Here is a 19,809-nt window from a genome sequence, read left to right as displayed (position 1 = left end):
GGCGGGGAGCGGCGCCGCCGGCGCGGGAGCACCGGCGGCGACGCCGCCGGGTCAGCCCTGGCGCTTCAGGGCGGTGTTGATCGTGTCGATGTACTGCTGGGAGCCCAGGCCCTCGATCTGGGCGACGTAGGCGTCCCAGTCGTCCAGCGACTTCTTGCCGGTGATGAACTCGGCGCTCGCCGCGGCCACGGCGTCCTTGATCTGGGTGTCCAGCAGCGTGTTCTGCTCCAGCTCCATCTCGTCGAGCCGCGCCGCGGGCGCCACCGGGAGCATCGTCTTGGAGTCGAGCACCGCGTTGGTCCAGTCCTTGATCTCGTCCGGCATCATGGCCTGGATGTACTGCTGCGAGGAGCCGTTGGCCAGCAGGAACACACCGTTGCTGTAACCGAAGTCCTTGTTCAGGAACGTCTTCGCGCCCGGGTTCATCGGGCCCCAGGTGATGTCGTCGTTCAGCACCGGGGTGCCGTCGGAGCCCGCGGAGTACGTCTCCCCCTCGACGCCGAACAGGGCGAACTCGATGCCCTGGTCGGAGAAGTACTGCCAGTCGACGTACTGCAGCAGCGCCTTGAAGTACGGCTTGTCGGCCGCGTCGGAGGAGATCATCACGCCCGAGGTGAACCGGCCCGACGGCAGGTTGTTGCCGGCGGGGCCGCCGGGGATGGTGAGCAGGCGGGTGTTGATCTTCTTGCCGGCGTCCTCGATCGCCGTCCGGTACGAGGTGAGCTCCTGCGTGTTGGCGGAGACCGCGGCGGACTTGCCGGTGACGAACTTCTGCTTGGCCTGGTCGTCGGACTGCGTGATCTCCGGGTCCATCGAGCCGTCGGCCACCCAGCCGTGCACCGTCTCCAGGAGCTGCTTGTACGCGTCGGTCGTGCCGGTGAGCTCGAACGTGCCGGCGCTCTCGTCGTAGTGCGCGTTGTTGTAGCCCCACCCCGCGGCGGTGTCGTAGTTGGGGGCCATGACGTTCAGCAGGGAGCCCAGCGGGTTCGGGTTCTCGTTCCAGCGGTCGGAGAACGCGTACTTGACGTCCGGGTTGGCTGCCTTGACCTTGGCGAGGTCGTCGCCGAACTCGTCCCAGGACTTCGGGTCCTCGGTGATCCCCGCCTTCTTCCACATGTCGTCGTTGATCATGATGGAGTACTGCACGTCGGGCTTCTCCCGCAGCCCGGGCAGCAGGTAGAACTTGCCGTCGTCCTGCCGCAGGTTGTCGAGGTCCTCCTGGAGGCCCCACTTCTCGATCTTGTCCGTGAAGTTCGGCATGTAGTCGAGGTAGTCGGACACCGGCAGGATCGCGCCGCCCGAGACGAACTGCGTCTCCTGGCCGGGGTACGTGACCGGCATGAGGTCGGAGGCCTCGCCGGAGCCGATCAGCAACGACTTCTTCTGGTCCCAGTCGGCCAGCGGGATGTCCGTGCGCTCGAAGGTGACGTTGCGGTCGGCATCGAGGTGCTGGAACACCGACCAGTCGTTCTTGACCGGGTAGTCGGGCATGTCGCGGTACATGAGGGAGAACTTCACCGGCTCGGTCGCCTTGAAGTCGGTGCCCACGGCGAAGTCGTCCATCGCGCCGACGGAGTGGTCGGCGTCGATGGACGCGGCGCCGCCGGACCCGCCGTCGCCGGAGTCGTCGTCGCCGCTGCTGCCGCAGGCGGCGAGGCCCAGGGTCAGCGCGGTCAGCGTCACGGCCGCCAGGGCCGCGCGCGTGCGGGTGCTCTTCATGGATTCTCCTCGGGTGACGAGCGTCGTCGCTCTACGGGATGAGTACGAAGGTGAGGCAGAGAAAGGGGTCGTCGGGGAGTCGTCGGGGCCCGCCGACACACGCGGCGCGGCTCAGCCCTTGACGGAGCCGAGCATCACGCCGGAGACGAAGTACCTCTGGATGAAGGGGTAGAAGCAGACGATCGGCAGCACGGTGAGCAGCATCGTCACCGACTGGATGTTGGCGCCGATCTGCACCGTGTCCGCGCCCGCGATCCCCGCCGCCGGGTTCGACGCCGCGGCGATGAGGTTGCGGAGGTAGACCGTGACCGGGAAGAGCTCCTTCTGGTCCAGGTACAGGAAGGCGCTGAACCACGAGTTCCACAGGCTCACGGCGTAGAACAGGGTCATCGTCGCGAGCACCGCCTTGGACAGCGGCAGCACGATCCGGCCGAAGATCCCGTAGGTCGTGAGGCCGTCGATCGCCGCGGCCTCCTCGAGCTCGGCCGGGAAGTTCTCGAAGAACGACTTCATCACCAGCAGGTTGAACACGGAGATCGCGCCCGGCAGGACGATCGCCCACATGCTGTTGCGCATGCCCAGCACGTCCGAGACCAGGATGTAGTTCGGGATCAGGCCGCCGCTGAAGAACATCGTGAACACGGCGACGCCGATGAAGAAGTTCCGGCCCTTGAGGTTCTGCCGGCTCAGCGCGTAGGCGTACGGCGTCGTGAGCGCCATCGAGATGACCGTGCCCAGCACGGTGTAGACGACCGTGTTCATGTAGTTGGTCCAGAACATCGCGTCGTCCATGACGACCTTGAACGTCTCGAGGTTGAACCCGCGCGGGACGAGGTTCACCTCGCCCGCGGCGATGTATCCCTCCGACGAGAACGCCTTCGCCACGAGATTGACGAACGGGTACAGCATCACCGCGCAGACGATCACCAGGGCGACGACGTTCGTGACGCGGAAGGTCCGGTAACCGGTCGAGTCCTTGACGGTGGTCGGTTGGGCGCGGACCGCCGAGATGTCGGGGACGGTCGTGTCGGTCACCACAGCGAGGCTCCCACCAGACGGCGCGACGCATAGTTCGCGGAGAGGACGAGGGCGAGGCCGATGACGGCCTCGAAGAGGCCGATCGCCGTGGCGTAGGAGAACTGCGCGGACTGGATGCCGACGCGGTAGAGGTACGTCGAGATGACGTCGGCCGTGGAGTAGATCAGCGGGTTCTGGAGCAGGAGGACCTTCTCGAACCCGACCGCCATGAAGGAGCCGATGTTGAGGATGAGCAGCACCATCATCGTGGGGCGGATCCCCGGCAGGGTGATGTGCCAGGTCTGCTGCCACCGGTTCGCACCGTCGATGCGTGCGGCCTCGTAGAGCTGGTCGTCGACGGTCGTGAGGGCGGCGAGGTAGAGGATCGTGCCCCAGCCGACGGTCTGCCAGACCTCCGAGCTGACGTAGATCGAGCGGAACCAGTCCGGCTCCTGCATGAACGCGATCGCGTCCCCGCCGAAGGCCTGGACGATCTGGTTCACGGTGCCGCTCACGGACGTGAGCTGGAGCACCAGTCCGGCGACGATGACGATCGACATGAAGTGCGGGAGGTACGAGATCGTCTGGACGACCTTCTTGAACCGGCGCGACCGCAGCTCGTTGAGCATCAGCGCCAGCACGATCGGCAGGGGAAAGGTCACCAGCAGCGTGATCCCGCCGAGGATGACGGTGTTCCAGAACACCTGCCAGAACTGCTGGTTGTGGATGAACATGTCGAAGTAGTAGAAGCCGACCCACTCGTCACCGAGCGGGTTGCCGCCGGGGCGGAACCGGCGGAACGCGATGACGTTCCCGACCATCGGCACGTACTTGAACAGCAGGAACCACACCAGCGGCACCGCCACGAAGGTGTAGAGCCGCCAGTCCTTGCGGAGTGCCTGCGCCCAGCTGGTCCGCGGGGCCCGTCCGCCGACCGGCCGACGGGCCGGCCCCGCCGCCGGTGGCGGCTCCTCCGCCGGGCGACCGGTCGGCGGTGGCGCTGTCACCACCGCCCCTAGGTCCTGCGCCATGAGGTCCTCCTGTCGTCACGTCGTCGTGCGCCGAGGGAGCCCACCTCGTTGCGGGCCGCCCGATAGTTTCGTCGTCGAAAACGTTCTCCATCTGGCGCCAGACAGTAGGGCGACATCGTGGCGCGGGTCAAGCATCCTCGGGGTCACGGTTTGATGACAACGATGAAACGGCCGCCCGGGGTCGCGCCGGTCGCGGCAGAAAGCCAGCGATGTCAGGGGTTTTCACCGCGGGTTGCGGGTCCAGGCTGCGGGCCGACTTCGTCGGCGAGACCCCGGCCCCGGCGGGTCGGAAGCCGCCGTGCGCAGGCTAGGATCACTCCACGAAAGTTTCGGCTTTGCCACGCCGAGGCACATGCCCCCAGGACGGACGATGAGCAGCTCCACCCCCCGCGACGACGCCCCGACCATCGCGCAGATCGCCGACGACGTCGGCGTGTCCGTGCCGACCGTGTCCAAGGTGCTCAACGGCCGCGCGGACGTCTCGCCCGCCACCCGGTCCCGGGTGGAGGAGTCACTGCGCCGGCACGGGTACCGCCGACGCAAGGCCGCGACCCCCACGGAGGGCACGGGCCTCGTCGACCTGGTCTTCCACCGCCTGGGTTCGGCGTGGTCCACGGAGATCATCCGCGGCGTCGAGAGGGCCGCGGCACGGGCCCAGACCTCGGTCATCCTCTCCGAGCTCGACGGCGGGCACCGACCGCCGCAGGCATGGCTCGACGTCACGCTGGCCCGGCCGCCGGTCGGCGTCCTGCTCGTGGCCGCCCAGCTGACACCCACTCAGCGACGCCGGCTCAGCACCCGCGCGATCCCGTTCGTCGTCATCGACACCGACGGCGAGCCGCCGCCCGACGTCCCCAGCGTGGGCTCGGACAACTGGCAGGGCGGCCTCGCGGCCACCCGCCATCTCCTCGAGCTCGGGCATCGCCGCATCGGCGCCATCGGCGGCCCCGACGACATGCTGTGCAGCCGGGCAAGGATCGGCGGCTACCGCAGCGCGCTCGAGGAGGCGGGCGTCCCCTACGACGACACGATCGTGCGGTCGGGGAACTTCGAGGTGGCCGCCGGCTACCGCGCCGGGTGCGAGCTGCTCGACGCGCCGGACCGGCCCACCGCGATCTTCGCCGGGTCGGACATGCAGGCGATCGGCCTCCTGCGGGCGGCGCAGGAACGCGGCCTGTCGGTGCCTCGCGACCTGTCGATCGTCGGCTACGACGACCTACCGCTCTCCGAGTGGACGACGCCGTCGCTCACCACGGTGCACCAGCCGCTCGCCGAGATGGCTTCCGTCGCGACGCGCATGGTGCTGGAGCTCGCCGCGGGTGGCGATCCCGAGGTGCGCCGCGTCAACCTCGCCACCTCCCTCGTCGTCCGCGAGTCCACCGCTCCCCCGCCGAGGTAGTCGGGATCTCCGCGAGGTAGTCCGGATCTGGGACTACCTCGCGCAGATCGGAACTACCTCGCGGGGGCGGGAACTACCTCGCGGTCAGCGCTGGACGCGCGCGCTGCCGCCGCCGGCGAGCTTGGCGACCTCGGCGAGGGTGGCCGTGGTCGTGTCGCCGGGCGTCGTCATGGCGAGGGCGCCGTGCGCGGCGCCGTACTCCACGGCCTCCTGCAGGGAGCCGAGCTCCATGAGCCCGTAGGCCAGGCCGGAGGCGAAGGAGTCGCCGCCGCCCACGCGGTCGAAGATCTCCAGGTCCGCGCGGTGCGTGGCCTCGACGAAGCCCTCGGCGCGCGACCAGGCGATGGCGCCCCAGTCGTTCACCGAGGCGGACTTCACGCCGCGCAGCGTCGTGGCGATGACCTGGAAGGTCGGGTACGCCTCGGCGGCCGTGCCGATCATGGTGCGGAAGGCGCCGGTGTCGAGGTCGGTGAGGTTCTCGTCCACGCCCTCGACCTCGAAGCCGAGGGAGGCGGTGAAGTCCTCCTCGTTGCCGATCATCACGTCGACGTGGTGCGCCAGACGGCGGTTGACCTCGCGGGCGCGCTCGACCCCGCCGATGCCCTTCCACAGGGACGGGCGGAAGTTGAGGTCGTAGGACACGATCGTGCCGTGCTTCTTCGCCGCGGTCATCGCGGCCTCGGCGACGTCGGCGGCCGACTCGGACAGCGCCGCGAAGATGCCGCCGGTGTGCAGCCAGCGCACGCCGGAGCCGAACAGCGCGTCCCAGTCCACGTCCTCGGGCTTCATCTGCGAGACGGCGGTGTTGCCGCGGTCGCTCACGCCGACCGCGCCGCGCACGCCGAAGCCGCGCTCCGTGAAGTTGAGGCCGTTGCGCACGCTGCGGCCGATGCCGTCGTAGTCCCGCCACTGCACCCAGGAGGTGTCGAGGCCGCCGGTGAGCATGAAGTCCTCGACGAGGCGGCCCACCTCGTTGTCCGCGAGCGCCGTGACGATGGCGCCGCGCAGCCCGAACGCGCGGCGCAGGCCACGGGCCACGTTGTACTCGCCGCCGCCCTCCCAGACGTCGAACGAGCGGGTGGTGCGCACGCGCCGGTCGCCCGGGTCGAGGCGCAGCATGACCTCGCCGAGGGCGACGACGTCGTAGCGGCACTCGGCCGCGGGGCGGGTGGTCAGGGACGGGTTCGACATCAGGTCTCCTTGCGGGGTCTGGGGGCTCACGCCGGCTGCGCGAGGGCGACGGCCTCGGCGGTGCGGCGGGTGATCTCGGCCCAGTCGCCGGCGGCGACGAGCGCCTTCTCGACCATCCAGGACCCGCCGACGGCGAGCACGGGGGCGAGGCCGAGGTACTCGCCGAGGTTGGCGGCGCTCACGCCGCCCGTCGGCACGAAGCGCAGGCCGGGGAACGGCGCGGAGAACGCCTTGATCGCGGCAGGCCCGCCCACGACGGACGCGGGGAACAGCTTGACCACGTCGATGCCGAGGTCGAGCGCGGCCATGATCTCGCTGGGCGTGGCGACGCCGGGCAGCACGGGCACGCCGTGCTCCTGGGCGCGGCGCACGACGGCCGCCGACAGCCCGGGCGACACGATGTAGCGCGCCCCGGCGTCGACGACGGCGTCGACCTGGTCGACGGTGGTCACGGTGCCCGCGCCGACGACGACATCGGGCTGGGTGCGCGCGACGGCGCGGATGGCGTCGATGCCGCCCGCGGTGCGCAGGGTGATCTCGGCGACGGGGAGGCCGCCGGCGACGAGCGCGTCGGCGAGGCGGGCGCCCTCGTCGGCGCCGTCGACCACGACGACGGGCACGAGGCGGTGGGCGCCGAGCGCGGCGACGACGTCGCCGGCCGGGGTCGTGGGGGAAGACATCCTGGCTCCGTTTCGTTATGGTGAACGGACGTTGTTCACTACGGAACACCATAACGGATCGGCCCCCACCGCGGAAGGACACCCATGACCGCCCCCAGCCCGCTCGGCAGCGTCGACAAGGCGCTGCTCACCCTCGACGCGCTCGCACGCGCGGGCGCCGGCGGCGCGACCCTGGCCGACCTCGCCGCCGAGGTCGGCGCCAACAAGTCGACGCTGCACCGCACCCTGGCCGCCCTGCGGCACCGCGGGTACGCCGACCAGGGCCCCGACGGCGCGTACACGCTGGGCCCGGCGGTCCTGTCCCTCGGCGCGGCATACCTCGCCGAGGACAACCTGCCCGGCCTGCTGCGACCGGCGCTCGAGGCGCTGCGCGACGAGGTCGACGAGCTCGTGCACCTGGGCACCCTCGCCGGCCAGGAGGTGGTCTACCTCGACAAGGTGGAGCCGCAGCGCCCGCTGCGCGTGTGGTCCGCCGTCGGTCGGCGCATCCCGGCCGCGACCAGCGCCCTCGGGCGGGCGTTGCTCGCTGCCACCCCGGCGGCCGCCGCCGACGTCGAGCGGTTCGCCACCGACCGGGAGCCGGCCGCCCGCCTGCGCTCCGCCCTCGACGACGCCCGGGCCCGCGGCTACGCCACCGAGACCGAGGAGAACGAGCCCGGCATCGCGTGCGTCGCCGTCGCCCTCCTGCGCGGCGGGCGCCCCGTGGCGGCGGTCAGCATCACCGCGCCCGTCGAGCGCATGACCGGGCCCGCCCGCGACGCGCGGGTCGCCGCGCTGCGGGAGCTCCTGCCGTCCGTCCTCCCGACGGGCCTCACGGTCCCGTCCACGTAGTACCCGGTGACGGATCCCCGCCCGGAACGGTCACCGGTCCGACGGCGACGGCGCGGCGCGCGGGCGCGAAACTCGGGCACGATGGCGCCATGAGCCTGCGCACTCCTCGCGACATCCTGTTCATCGGCGGCTCCGGCGTGATCAGCGCCGCGAGCGTCGCCCGCGCCGTCCGCCTGGGCCACCGGGTCACGGTCCTCAACCGCGGCACGTCCACCGCGCGGCCGCTGCCGCCGGAGGTCGAGACCCTCGTCGCGGACGTGCACGACGACGACGCCGTCGACGCCGCGCCCGCGGGCCGCGACTTCGACGTCGTCGCGCAGTTCCTGGCGTTCGGGGCGGGCCACGTGGCGCACGACGTCGAGCGCTTCGCCGGGCGCACCGGGCAGTACGTCTTCATCTCCTCGGCCTCGGCGTACCAGACGCCGCCCGAGCGGCTCCCGGTCACGGAGTCCACGCCCCTGCGCAACCCGTTCTGGCAGTACTCGCGCGACAAGATCGCGTGCGAGGACGTGCTCGTGCGCGCATCGCGCGACCACGGCTTCCCCGCGACGATCGTGCGCCCGTCGCACACCTACGACCGCACGGGGCTGCCCACCCTGGGCGGTTGGACCGACGTCGCGCGGATGCGCGAGGGCCGCCCCGTCGTCGTGCACGGCGACGGCACCTCGCTGTGGACGTTGACGCACACGGAGGACTTCGCCGTCGGCTTCGTGGGCCTGCTGGGGCACCCGGGCGCGATCGGCGACACGTTCCAGATCATGGGGACGCACGCCCCCACGTGGGACCAGGTGTACCGCTGGCTCGCCGCGGCCGCCGGCGCCCCCGAGCCGGAGCTGGTGCACGTCGCGTCCGAGACGATCGCACGCGTGCTGCCCGACGCCGGGCCCGGACTCCTTGGCGACAAGGCGCACACGATGCTCTTCGACTGCGCCAAGGTGCAGGCCCTGGTCCCTGAGTTCGGCACGACGATCACGTACGACCAGGCCGCGGTCGAGCAGGTCGCGTGGCTGGACGCCCACCCGGAGGCCCGGCGCGTCGACGACGCCCTGGACGCCGCGTTCGACCGGCTCGTCGCCCACGCGCGCTCGGTCTGACACCTCGTCCGACGCCCGGCCGCCCCGGGCGGGCGGCGGACGCGCCCACGTACCCTGCCGGGGTGACCCGCTCCCCCGCCCCGCTCGTCCTGCTCGACCTCGACGGCACGCTCACCGACTCCGCGCCCGGCATCGTCGCGGGCATCCGGCACGCGTACGGCGCCCTCGGGCTGCCGGTGCCGGACGACGCCACGCTGCGCTCGTTCGTCGGCCCGCCGATCACCGCGTCGTTCCCCGAGCACGGCGTCCCCGTCGACCGGGTCGACGAGGCCGTGCGCGCGTACCGGGACGTCTTCGCGGCGGGCGGCATGTACGACAACCGGGTGTTCGACGGCATCCCCGAGGTGCTGCGCGCGCTGCGGGCGGCGGGGTGCACGCTGGCCGTCGCGACCTCCAAGCCCGAGGTCTACGCCAAGCCCATCTGCGACCGCTTCGGGCTCACGGAGCTGGTGGACGGCGTCTTCGGCGCGCCGCTCGACGAGGGCACGTCGACCAAGGCGGACGTCATCGCCAAGTCGCTCGCCGCGCTGGGCCGCACCTCCCCCGTGGACCCGGCCGACGGACCGGTCCTCATGGTCGGCGACCGCGAGCACGACGTCCACGGCGCCGCCGAGCACGGCATCCGCTGCCTCGGCGTCACCTGGGGCTACGCCGCGCCCGGCGAGCTGGAGCACGCCGGCGCCGCCGTGCTGGTCGACGACGTCGCCGACCTGGCGGACGCCGTCCTCTCCCGCCTGCGCTGACCCCGCGACCTGTCCGGGCCACGCGAACGTCTTCGTGGTCCTGGCCGTGACAAGTCCCGCCCCCCGACGAGTTGTCAGGGCCACGCGCAGGTAGAGGTGCACCTGGCCCTGACAGGTCGGGAGCCGGGTACGACGAAGGGCCCCGGATCCTGGTGGATCCGGGGCCCTCGTCGTCAGCCGTCAGGCCTTGCGGGTCAGCGCGTCACTCCGCGCCGGCCTGCATCTGGCCCGTCGGCGGCAGGTCGTGCACCGAGACGCCGGTGGGGGCGTCGAGCGCCGCCGTCGCGCCGACCGAGACCGGCCCGCGCTCGTGCTCGCCCTTCGGGACCCCGCGGAACGTGAACTCCCCGAGGATGCCCTCGCCCTCGCCGTCGACCAGCACGAGGTCGCCGGCCTTGAGCTCGCCGAACAGGATCTTCTCGGACAGGGTGTCCTCGATCTCCCGCTGGATGGCCCGCTTCAGTGGACGGGCGCCGAGCACCGGGTCGTAGCCCTTCTCCGCCAGCAGCGTCTTCGCGGCGGGGGTGAGCTCGATGCCCATGTCCCGGTCGCGCATCCGCTTGTTGAGCTTGGCGATCTCCAGGTCGACGATCTCGATGATCTCGTCCTGCGAGAGCTGCGGGAAGACCACCACGTCGTCGACGCGGTTGAGGAACTCCGGCCGGAAGTGCTGCTTGAGCTCCTCGTTGACCTTCGCCTTCATGCGCTCGTAGGAGGTCACCAGGTCGCCGCCGGCGTTGAAGCCGGTCTGCACGCCCTTGGCGATGTCCCGCGTGCCGAGGTTCGTGGTCATGATGATCACGGTGTTCTTGAAGTCGACCACCCGGCCCTGCGAGTCGGTCAGGCGACCGTCCTCGAGCACCTGCAGCAGCGAGTTGAAGATGTCCGCGTGGGCCTTCTCGACCTCGTCGAACAGGACCACCGAGAACGGCTTGCGACGCACCTTCTCCGTCAGCTGGCCGCCCTCGTCGTAGCCGACGTACCCGGGGGGCGAGCCGAACAGCCGCGACACGGTGTGCTTCTCCGAGAACTCGGACATGTCGAGCTGGATCAGCGCGTCCTCGTCCCCGAAGAGGAACTCGGCGAGCGCCTTGGCCAGCTCCGTCTTCCCGACGCCCGTGGGGCCGGCGAAGATGAACGAGCCACCGGGACGCTTCGGGTCCTTGAGGCCGGCACGCGTGCGACGGATCGCCTGGGACAGGGCCTTGATGGCGGTGTCCTGGCCGATGACGCGCTTGTGCAGCTCGTCCTCCATGTGCAGGAGCTTGGAGGACTCCTCCTCGGTGAGCTTGACGACCGGGATGCCGGTCGACATCGCCAGCACCTCGGCGATGAGCTCGTCGTCGACCTCCGCGACGGAGTCGAGGTCGCCCGACTTCCAGGCCTTCTCCTTGTCGGCGCGCTGGGCGGTGAGCTGCTTCTCCTTGTCCCGCAGCCCGGCGGCCTTCTCGAAGTCCTGCTCGTCGATCGCCGACTCCTTGTCGCGGCGCGCCTCGGCGATCTGCTCGTCGAGGGCCTTGAGCTCCGGCGGCGCCGTCATGCGACGGATCCGCAGGCGCGCGCCGGCCTCGTCGATCAGGTCGATCGCCTTGTCCGGCAGGTACCGGTCGTTGATGTACCGGTCGGCGAGCTGCGCGGCGGAGACCAGCGCGGAGTCCGTGATGGACACGCGGTGGTGCGCCTCGTAGCGGTCGCGCAGGCCCTTGAGGATCTCGATGGCGTGCTCGAGAGACGGCTCGTTGACCTGGATCGGCTGGAAGCGGCGCTCCAGGGCCGGGTCCTTCTCGACGTACTTGCGGTACTCGTCGAGCGTGGTCGCGCCGATGGTCTGCAGCTCGCCGCGGGCCAGCATCGGCTTGAGGATGCTCGCCGCGTCGATCGCGCCCTCGGCGGCGCCCGCCCCGACGAGCGTGTGGATCTCGTCGATGAACAGGATGATGTCGCCGCGGGTGCGGATCTCCTTGAGCACCTTCTTCAGGCGCTCCTCGAAGTCACCGCGGTAGCGGGAGCCCGCGACCAGGGCACCGAGGTCGAGCGTGTAGAGCTGCTTGTCCTTCAGCGTCTCGGGCACGTCGCCGCGCACGATGTCCTGGGCGAGGCCCTCGACGACGGCCGTCTTGCCGACGCCCGGCTCGCCGATCAGCACGGGGTTGTTCTTGGTGCGGCGGCTCAGCACCTGCATGACGCGCTCGATCTCCGTCGAGCGGCCGATGACCGGGTCGAGCTTGCCCTCGCGCGCGGCCTGGGTGAGGTTGCGGCCGAACTGGTCGAGGACGGCGGAGCCGGACGGCTGCCCCTCCTGCGGACCGCCGGCGGCCACGGGCTCCTTGCCCTGGTAGCCGCTCAGCAGCTGGATGACCTGCTGGCGCACCTTGTTCAGGTCGGCGCCCATCTTGGTGAGCACCTGCGCGGCGACGCCCTCGCCCTCGCGGATGAGGCCGAGCAGGATGTGCTCGGTGCCGATGTAGTTGTGGCCGAGCTGCAGCGCCTCGCGGAGCGACAGCTCCAGCACCTTCTTGGCGCGCGGCGTGAACGGGATGTGCCCGCTCGGGGCCTGCTGGCCCTCGCCGATGATCTCGGTGACCTGGGTGCGGACGCCGTCGAGCGAGATCCCCAGCGACTCCAGGGCCTTCGCGGCGACGCCCTCACCCTCGTGGATGAGACCGAGCAGGATGTGCTCGGTACCGATGTAGTTGTGGTTGAGCATCCTTGCCTCTTCCTGAGCAAGGACGACCACCCGACGGGCTCGGTCGGTGAATCTCTCGAACATGTGCTGCTCCCTCACGAGCGGCGTTACCTGCACCCCGTCGGAATGACGGCTACAGCCTGACCGCTACGACTCTATGCGCTCCCAACTCGCCGAAGCCCCTCGGTAAGCCCATGTTCGCCAGGGGCGTGACGGCGTGCCACGTTGCCAGCCGCGGGGGCAGCGGTCCACGCTCGGGGAAAGGCGGTCGTCGCCAACCAGGGGGTTACCGATGGACGAGATCGAGCAGCAGCCGGGGACGTCGGGAGGCACGGGCCCGCGGCCCTGGAACGGGGACGACGCCCGCCTGGCGCAGTTCTCCGGGGTCGTGGGCGAGGTCCGCGACCCCCTCACCTGGGGCCTCGACCTGGAGGACGAGTCCCTCACCGGCCTCGCCGACAGCGACGACCCGACGTGCGAGCGCTTCGTGCGCGCCTACCGGTCCTTCACCGGGGAGGCGCTCGAGGTCGAGACGCTCCGCACCCGCGTGCCGGACGACGACGTCGAGGACGTCGTGCGGGCCGCGTGCAGCGGCGCCCTCGCCGCCCCGCTCCACGCAGACATCGCCGCGCCCGTCGAGCCGGACCCCTCGGGCGCCGAGGGCGGGACCGCCGGCGGCACGCCCGACTTCGCCGACTCCTTCCAGGACTACCGCAGCGCCATGCGCGCCCTCGTCGCCGAGGTGGACGAGGCGCCCCTCGACGAGGGCACGTTCGCCGTCGACGGCGAGGACACCGCCTGCGTGCGCGTCACCGCCCGCGACACCACCGCCGTGTACGTGGCGGCGGCCGACCGCGCCCTCGTGATCACCGGCCCGGCGGACCTGGTCGACCGGGTGGAGGTCGTGACGCAGCAGGTGGACGACCTCCTGACCGGGAAGCCGCGGCGCCGCCGCGGCAGCGAGGACCCGCCGCCCGCGGGCGACTGAGCGGGCCGTCGTCGTGCGCCACCGGTCGCCGCCCGAGCCGCTGACGCTCGACGTGCCCAAGCCGCTCCTGCACCTGCTGTACCTGCGGGCGCTGTGGCGGCTCGGCGTCGCGCCCGACGTCCCGGCCGCGGTCGGTCAGCCGGCCGCCCTCCCCGGCACACCGCGGCCCCGCGAGGCCCTCGCGCCCGAGTGGGACGTCCGATGGACCGAGGCCCTCGCGTCGCTCGGCGGCGGCCCGCGGCCCGACCCGTGGTGGGTGACGCGGCCCGACGACGTCCCCGACCCGCACGTGGTGTCGGCCTGGGCGAGCGGGCACGCCGAGCGGATCGCCCGCGCCGAGGTCGAGGCGGTCGGCCACCGGGAGGCACCGCCGGAGGCCCTCGCCGGCGACGCCGCCACGGCCCTGCGCAGGGTCTTCGTCCTGCCCATCGCGACCGGCTACCTGCGCCGGCTCGCTCCCGGGACGGTCCTGGTCGCCGAGCAGACGCGGGCCGACCCGCGCGCGTACGCGGCGGCCCTCGCCGAGCCCCCCGCAGGTCCGGACGACCCGCCACGACGGCATCACGACGCCGGCGCGTGATCGATGTCCCGCCGCCCCGCCCTGACGCGGGGCGGGGCCCGACCTATCCTGCAGACCAGGGCGCGTCGTCCCGCGACGGGCGGCGCCACGCGACGAGAGAGTCGGGGTGACCGATGCGCGGCATCGTGGTCGGGGTGAACGGGTCGGCCGAGTCGGACGAGGCCCTGGACTGGGCGGTGGGCGAGGCCGCGTCGGCGGCCGTGCCCCTGACGGTGGTCATGGTGACCGCGGGTGCGGGCAAGGGGGCCAGCGCCGCCGCGCACGAGGTGGCGCTCGCGCCGGCGCGCGAGGAGGCGCAGGGCCTGCTCGACGCCGCCCGAGCCCGCACCGGGCTGGAGGTGGACGGCTCCGTCGTCGCACGCCCGGGGCCCGCGGCCGACGCCCTGCTCGAGCTCGGCGAGGACGCCGACATGCTGGTCCTCGGCCGGCGACGCCGGGGCCGCCTGGGCCGCGCGGTGCTGGGCTCGGTCTCCACGACCGTCGTCGAGCACGCCCGCGTGCCCGTCACCGTGGTGCGCCACGGCGACCCGGACGGCGAGCCCGACGACGCGGCCGCTGCGGACGGCCAGGCGCCGCGCATCGTCGTCGGCGTGGACACGTCCGCCCCGAGCGTGGCCGCGCTGCGGCACGCGTGCGAGGTCGCGGGCCGCACGGGCGCGTCGGTCGAGGCGATCTTCGCCTGGCAGATCACCACGCTGGCCCCGCTGCCCGGGTCCTGGGGTTGGGCGCCGCCCATCGAGGACTACGAGAAGTTCGCCACCGACTCCCTCGCCGAGGCGGTCCGCGCCGCCGGGTCGACGCTGCCGCCCGAGCGCCTCGTGCGCCGCATCGCGCACGGGCAGGCGGCCAAGCAGCTCGTGCTCGCGGCCCAGGGCGCCGATCGGCTCGTCGTCGGGGCGCGCGGCCTCGGCGGCTTCGACCGGCTGCTGCTCGGCTCCGTCAGCCGCCAGGTGCTCGACTTCGGCCCCTGCCCCGTCACCGTGGTGCGCGGCTGACGCCCGCCGCCGTCAGGCGAGCGCCTGGTCGAGGTCCGCGACCAGGTCCTCCACGTCCTCGATCCCGACCGAGAGGCGCACCAGGTCGTCCGGGACCTCGAGCGACGTCCCGGCGACCGAGCCGTGCGTCATCCGGCCGGGGTGCTCGACGAGGGACTCCACGCCGCCGAGCGACTCGGCGAGCGTGAAGACCCGCGTCCGCGCGCACACGTCGAGCGCCCTCGCCTCGCTGCCCGCCCGGAACGAGACCATGCCGCCGAAGCCGCGCATCTGACGGGCGGCGACCTCGTGGCCCGGGTGGGACGCGAGGCCCGGGTAGATCACCGCGGCCACCGCGGGGTGCCCGGCGAGGAAGTCCGCGACCGCGGCCGCGTTCGCCTGGTGGCGGTCCATGCGCACGGCGAGCGTCTTGAGCCCACGCAGCGTGAGCCAGGCGTCGAACGGGCCCGCGACGGCGCCCGAGGAGTTCTGGTGGAAGCCGACGGCGCCGGCGACGTCCGTGCCCCCCGCGGGCGACTCGAGGCCGCCCGGCAGCACCGCGCCCGCCCCGACGACGAGCGCTCCCCCGACGACGTCACTGTGCCCGCCGATGTACTTGGTCGTCGAGTGCACGACGACGTCGGCGCCGAGCGCGAGCGGCTGCTGCAGGTACGGGGTGGCGAACGTGTTGTCGACGACGAGGAGGGCACCGGCCTCGCGCGCGACGCCCGCGAGCGCCGCCAGGTCGCTGACGCCGAGGAGCGGGTTGGTGGGCGTCTCGACCCACAGCACCCGGGTCTCGGGCCGCACCGCGGCACGGACGGCGGCGACGTCGGTGAGGTCGACCGGCGTGTGCTCGATCCCCCACGGGCCGAACACCCGGGCGACCAGCCGGTAGGTGCCGCCGTACGCGTCGTCGGGCACCACCACGTGGTCCCCCGGGCGCAGCACCGCGCGCAGCAGCGTGTCCTCGGCGGCCAGGCCCGAGGCGAACGCGAACCCGCGGGCGGGCACGTCGAGCCCGCCCGACTCCGCCGCGGCGAGGGCTTCCTCGAGCGCGGTCCGCGTGGGGTTGGCCGACCGGGAGTACTCGTACCCGCCGCGCAGGCCGCCCACGCCGTCCTGCTTGTAGGTGGAGACCTGGTGGATGGGCGGCACCACGGCGCCGGTGGTCGGGTCCGGGTCCTGGCCGGCGTGGATCGCGCGCGTCGAGAAGCCCGTCGTGGTCCAGTCGGGGTGCTCGCCGCCGTGCTCGCTCGTCGTGGTCACCCGGCCAGCGTACGCACGGGCGCGGTCACCGGCCCGCGACGAACCCGAGGAGGTCGTGCCGGGTGAGGACGCCGACCGGGTCGCCGTCCTCGACGACCAGCAGCGCGTCGTCGTCGTGCAGCGCGGCGCGCACGGCCTCGACGCCCTCGCCGGCGCCGATGAGCGGGAAGCGCGGCTGCATGTGCGCGTCGACGCGGTCCGCGAGGCCCGCGCGGCCGGCGAACACGGCGTCGAGCAGCGCGCGCTCGCTCACCGCGCCCGCCACCTCGCCGATCTTCACCGGCGGTTCGGCCCCGACCACGGGCATCTGCGAGACGCCGTACTCGCGGAGGATCTCGATCGCGTCGCGCACCGTCTCGCTCGGGTGCGTGTGCACGAGGTCGGGCAGGCGGCCGTCCTTCGCGCGCAGGATGTCGCCGGCGGTCACGCCCTGCTCGTCGGGCAGGAAGCCGTACGAGCGCATCCACGTGTCGGAGAAGATCTTCGAGAGGTACCCGCGCCCCCCGTCGGGCAGCAGCACGACGATCACGGCGCGCGCCGCCGCGGCCGCGTCCTCGTCCTCGAGCCGCCGCGCGAGGCGCAGCGCCGCCTGGACCGCCATCCCGCACGACCCGCCCACCAGCAGGCCCTCCTCACGGGCCAGCCGCCGGGTCATGGCGAACGAGTCCGCGTCGGTCACGGCGATGACCTCGTCCGGCACCCGCGGGTCGTAGGCCGCGGGCCAGAAGTCCTCCCCCACGCCCTCGACGAGGTACGGACGCCCGTCGCCGCCGGAGTAGACCGACCCGGCGGGGTCGGCGCCGACGACGCGCACCCGCCCGCCGTCGGCGGCCGCGCGGTCCGCGGAGACCTCCTTGAGGTAGCGGCCCGTGCCGGTGATCGTGCCGCCGGTGCCGACACCCGCGACGAAGTGCGTCACGCGGCCGTCCGTGTCCGCCCACACCTCGGGGCCGGTGGACTCGTAGTGCGACCGGGGCCCGTTCGGGTTGGCGTACTGGTCGGGCTTCCACGCGCCGGGGATCTCCGCGACCAGCCGGTCGGAGACCGAGTAGTACGAGTCGGGGTGGTCGGGCGGCACGGCGGTGGGCGTCACGACGACGCGCGCGCCGTAGGCGCGCAGCACGTCCCGCTTGTCCTCGCTCACCTTGTCCGGGCAGACGAACACGCAGTCGTAGCCCTTGCGCTGCGCGACGAGGGCGAGGCCCACGCCCGTGTTGCCCGACGTCGGCTCGACGATCGTGCCGCCCGGCCGCAGCGCGCCCGAGGCCTCGGCCGCCTCGATCATCTTCAGCGCGATGCGGTCCTTGACCGAGCCGCCGGGGTTCACGTACTCGACCTTAGCGAGGATCGTCGCGCTCAGGCCCTCCGTGACACGGGTCAGCCGGACGAGCGGGGTGTGCCCGACGAGCTCGGAGATGTGCTCCGCGTATCTCATGTCCCGATCATGCCCCCGTCCGACGGCGCCGCCAGCGGCGGGCGCTCACCAGCGGTCGCGCGTCGTGCCGCGGAACGCGAACACCAGCACCCGCACCGCGAGCACCGTCCCGACGAACGCGAGCGCCGCGCCGAGCACGCTGAACCACGACACCTCGGGCGCGAGCATCGGGCCCCCGTCGGCGACGAACAGGACGACGGCGCCGACCACCGCGCCCACGGCGACGAGCGTCATGATCACCTGCTGCACCAGCCCGGACAGGAACGCGCGGTCGGCGGGGTCGGAGAACGCGCGGACGGTGACGGTGAAGCGTCCCTCCTCGAGGTCGCGCAGCAGGCCGGTCACGCGCCGGGGCAGGCGCTCCAGCTCGGGCGCGAACCCGAGGAGCTGCTGGGTGGCCTTGCGCCGCACGGTCGCCGGCGTCACCAGGCGGTTGAGCAGCGGCTGACCCTGGGCGCGGGCCGCGGCGACGAGGTCGTAGCCGGGGCACAGCAGGTCGAGCGTGCCCTCCAGCGACGCGAAGGTACGGAACGCCGCGGCGACCTGCGGCGGCACCGCGATGCCCGCCGACGTGACCAGCCGCACGAGCGCCGCGAACACGGCCCCGGCGCCGGCGCCCGCGCGGAACCGCAGCACCAGCTGCCCCACCTCCCGCTCCAGCCGACGCGCGTCGAGCCCGGCGGGCGCGTCGAGCAGCTCCAGCAGGGCGTCGGTCGCGGCGATGGCGTCGTCGCCCTCGATCGCGAGCAGCAGCGCGCCGAGGGCGATCCGCTCGGGCTCGCCGAGGCGGCCCACCGAGCCCATGTCGAGCAGCGCCAGGCCGCCGTCGGCCGTGACGAGCACGTTGCCGGGGTGCAGGTCGGCGTGAAAGGTGCCGGCCACCAGGAGCTGTTCGAGCGCGGCCCGCAGCATCCGGTCGGCGAGGTCAGTGCGGGTCGCGTCGTCGAGCGCGGCCAGGAGGTCCTGCGCCCGGCCCACGGGGACGCCGTCGAGCCGCTCCAGGACCAGCAGCGTGTCCCCCGACGGCCCGTCGACCACCTGCGGCACCACGACCAGCGGGCCCGACGACGCACCGTCGTGCGTCACGACGTCGAGCGCGGCGCGCAGTGCCCGCGTGTTCTCCGCCTCGACCGCGTAGTCCAGCTCCTCGCGCAGCGAGGCGGCGAACCCGTCGGCCAGCGCGACGACGCCGAGCGAGCGGCCCCACGCCGTGTCCCGTTCCACGCGGCGCGCGAGGCGGCCCAGGATGGCGAGGTCCACGGCCACCTGCTCGCGCGCGCCGGGACGCTGCACCTTGACCACGACCTCGCGGCCGTCGAGCAGCCGCGCGGCGTGCACCTGCCCGACGGACGCGGAAGCCAGCGGCTGGGGGTCGAACGCGGCGAACACCTCGGCCACCGGCCGGCCGAGCCCAGCCTCCACCAGCGGTTCCACCTGCTCCCACGGCGCGGGCGGGACGTCGCTCTGCAGCGTCGCGAGCGTCTCGGTGATCGCGTCGGGCAGCAGGTCGCGGCGGGTGGAGAGCATCTGACCGAACTTCACGAAGGTGACGCCCGCGTCGGTGAGGGTGTCGCGCAGCCCGAGCGCGAGCCGGTGCAGGTCCGACCGCGACGCCGTCCCGCCGTCGGCGCCGCGCGTGCGACGGAAGGCGCCCCCGAGCCCGTGCCGCACGGCGATCGTCACGACCTGCGCGTACCGGCGCGTCTCGCGGCGCCCCTGCCGCAGCCGCCGCACCGCGCGCCACGGCGTGGGCAACGTGCCGGTGGGCACCAGCAGCTCCAGGACGAGGAGCACGCACAGCCCCAACACGAACGCCCACGCGAACACGACGACGATCGCGACGAACGCGACCCCCGGGTCCACGGCCAGCACGCCGTCGTCGTCCCACCACCCGGCGGCGCGCAGCCCGCCGGTCAGCGCGGCGGACGCCCCCGTGATCGCGACGAGCGAGACCAGCGCCGCGCGGATCCAGCCCACCGGCGCGCCCATCACGCGCCGCGCCGTCCACGCCAGCAGCGCCAGCATCGCCACCGTCGACACGAACGCGAAGAACCCGCCGACCACCCCGCCTACCGCGTCCATGCCCGCTCCATGGCGCCCACTCTTCCCGACGCGACCCTCCGCCGTCGTGCCGAACAGGCGGTTGCGCACGTTCTGCACGCTCAGAACGTG

Annotated in this window: 16 protein-coding genes; 7 read left to right on the top strand and 9 right to left on the bottom strand. The window is 72.8% G+C overall.

The window, feature by feature from the left end:
• Positions 1 to 51: 51 nt before the first annotated feature.
• The 3 genes from ACFWDO_RS10440 to ACFWDO_RS10430 form a co-directional block, all read right to left on the bottom strand.
• A complete protein-coding gene (locus ACFWDO_RS10440) occupies positions 52 to 1,719 on the bottom strand; it encodes a sugar ABC transporter substrate-binding protein (RefSeq protein WP_380321603.1) in 1,668 nt (555 codons plus the stop codon).
• A gap of 111 nt (positions 1,720 to 1,830) precedes the next feature.
• A complete protein-coding gene (locus ACFWDO_RS10435) occupies positions 1,831 to 2,757 on the bottom strand; it encodes a carbohydrate ABC transporter permease (protein WP_380321600.1) in 927 nt (308 codons plus the stop codon).
• Positions 2,751 to 3,767, bottom strand: a complete 1,017-nt coding sequence (locus ACFWDO_RS10430) for an ABC transporter permease (protein ID WP_380321597.1) — start codon at positions 3,765 to 3,767, stop codon at positions 2,751 to 2,753. Before ACFWDO_RS10430 ends, ACFWDO_RS10435 begins: the two co-directional genes overlap by 7 nt.
• Positions 3,768 to 4,137: 370 nt before the next feature.
• On the opposite strand from ACFWDO_RS10430, the gene ACFWDO_RS10425 reads away from it, so the two are divergent.
• Entirely contained in the window at positions 4,138 to 5,166 is a 1,029-nt protein-coding gene (locus tag ACFWDO_RS10425) for a LacI family DNA-binding transcriptional regulator (protein ID WP_380321594.1), read from the top strand.
• An 84-nt stretch (positions 5,167 to 5,250) separates the two neighbouring features.
• Here the strand turns inward: ACFWDO_RS10425 and ACFWDO_RS10420 are convergent, their stop codons facing one another.
• A complete protein-coding gene (locus ACFWDO_RS10420) occupies positions 5,251 to 6,357 on the bottom strand; it encodes a sugar kinase (RefSeq protein WP_380321591.1) in 1,107 nt (368 codons plus the stop codon).
• Between the two features lie 26 nt (positions 6,358 to 6,383).
• Positions 6,384 to 7,037, bottom strand: coding sequence for a bifunctional 4-hydroxy-2-oxoglutarate aldolase/2-dehydro-3-deoxy-phosphogluconate aldolase (gene eda, locus ACFWDO_RS10415; RefSeq protein ID WP_380321588.1), 654 nt, complete (start codon positions 7,035 to 7,037; stop codon positions 6,384 to 6,386).
• 84 nt (positions 7,038 to 7,121) lie between these two features.
• Here eda and ACFWDO_RS10410 point away from each other — a divergent pair, with 84 nt between their 5' ends.
• The 3 genes from ACFWDO_RS10410 to ACFWDO_RS10400 all read left to right on the top strand — a co-directional run bounded on the left by ACFWDO_RS10410 (position 7,122) and on the right by ACFWDO_RS10400 (position 9,705).
• Positions 7,122 to 7,868 carry an IclR family transcriptional regulator gene (locus tag ACFWDO_RS10410; RefSeq protein WP_380321585.1) on the top strand — a complete coding sequence of 249 codons (747 nt, stop codon included), beginning with the start codon at positions 7,122 to 7,124 and terminating at the stop codon, positions 7,866 to 7,868.
• 89 nt (positions 7,869 to 7,957) lie between these two features.
• The gene (locus tag ACFWDO_RS10405; protein WP_380321582.1) at positions 7,958 to 8,962 is read left to right on the top strand and encodes an NAD-dependent epimerase/dehydratase family protein; all 1,005 of its coding nucleotides are present in this window, start codon (positions 7,958 to 7,960) and stop codon (positions 8,960 to 8,962) included.
• A 62-nt stretch (positions 8,963 to 9,024) separates the two neighbouring features.
• A complete protein-coding gene (locus tag ACFWDO_RS10400) occupies positions 9,025 to 9,705 on the top strand; it encodes an HAD hydrolase-like protein (protein WP_380321579.1) in 681 nt (226 codons plus the stop codon).
• Positions 9,706 to 9,907: 202 nt separating this feature from the next.
• Here the strand turns inward: ACFWDO_RS10400 and ACFWDO_RS10395 are convergent, their stop codons facing one another.
• Positions 9,908 to 12,475: an ATP-dependent Clp protease ATP-binding subunit gene (locus ACFWDO_RS10395; protein ID WP_380321576.1), complete on the bottom strand. Its 2,568-nt coding sequence runs from the start codon at positions 12,473 to 12,475 to the stop codon at positions 9,908 to 9,910.
• A gap of 208 nt (positions 12,476 to 12,683) precedes the next feature.
• Here ACFWDO_RS10395 and ACFWDO_RS10390 point away from each other — a divergent pair, with 208 nt between their 5' ends.
• The 3 genes from ACFWDO_RS10390 (at position 12,684) to ACFWDO_RS10380 (ending at position 14,954) form a co-directional block, all read left to right on the top strand.
• The gene (locus ACFWDO_RS10390; protein WP_380321573.1) at positions 12,684 to 13,379 is read left to right on the top strand and encodes a hypothetical protein; all 696 of its coding nucleotides are present in this window, start codon (positions 12,684 to 12,686) and stop codon (positions 13,377 to 13,379) included.
• A 13-nt stretch (positions 13,380 to 13,392) separates the two neighbouring features.
• A complete protein-coding gene (locus ACFWDO_RS10385; RefSeq protein ID WP_380321570.1) occupies positions 13,393 to 13,959 on the top strand; it encodes a hypothetical protein in 567 nt (188 codons plus the stop codon).
• Positions 13,960 to 14,072: 113 nt separating this feature from the next.
• Positions 14,073 to 14,954, top strand: a complete 882-nt coding sequence (locus tag ACFWDO_RS10380; protein ID WP_380321567.1) for a universal stress protein — start codon at positions 14,073 to 14,075, stop codon at positions 14,952 to 14,954.
• Positions 14,955 to 14,966: 12 nt separating this feature from the next.
• Here ACFWDO_RS10380 and ACFWDO_RS10375 read toward each other — a convergent pair whose 3' ends face one another.
• Genes ACFWDO_RS10375 through ACFWDO_RS10365 form a run of 3 tightly spaced genes read right to left on the bottom strand, consistent with a single transcriptional unit; the run spans position 14,967 to position 19,719 of the window.
• On the bottom strand, positions 14,967 to 16,202 hold the full coding sequence (locus tag ACFWDO_RS10375; protein ID WP_380321564.1) for a cystathionine gamma-synthase: 1,236 nt from the start codon (positions 16,200 to 16,202) through the stop codon (positions 14,967 to 14,969).
• 25 nt (positions 16,203 to 16,227) lie between these two features.
• On the bottom strand, positions 16,228 to 17,637 hold the full coding sequence (locus ACFWDO_RS10370) for a cystathionine beta-synthase (RefSeq protein ID WP_380321561.1): 1,410 nt from the start codon (positions 17,635 to 17,637) through the stop codon (positions 16,228 to 16,230).
• 45 nt (positions 17,638 to 17,682) lie between these two features.
• On the bottom strand, positions 17,683 to 19,719 hold the full coding sequence (locus tag ACFWDO_RS10365) for an ABC1 kinase family protein (protein ID WP_380321558.1): 2,037 nt from the start codon (positions 19,717 to 19,719) through the stop codon (positions 17,683 to 17,685).
• Between the last annotated feature and the right edge of the window lie 90 nt (positions 19,720 to 19,809).

The sequence above is a fragment of the Isoptericola sp. NPDC060185 genome, assembly GCF_042728595.1.
GTDB lineage: Bacteria > Actinomycetota > Actinomycetes > Actinomycetales > Cellulomonadaceae > Isoptericola.
Note: the sequence above shows the minus strand (reverse complement) of the source record. Positions and strands in the feature narration are given on the sequence as shown.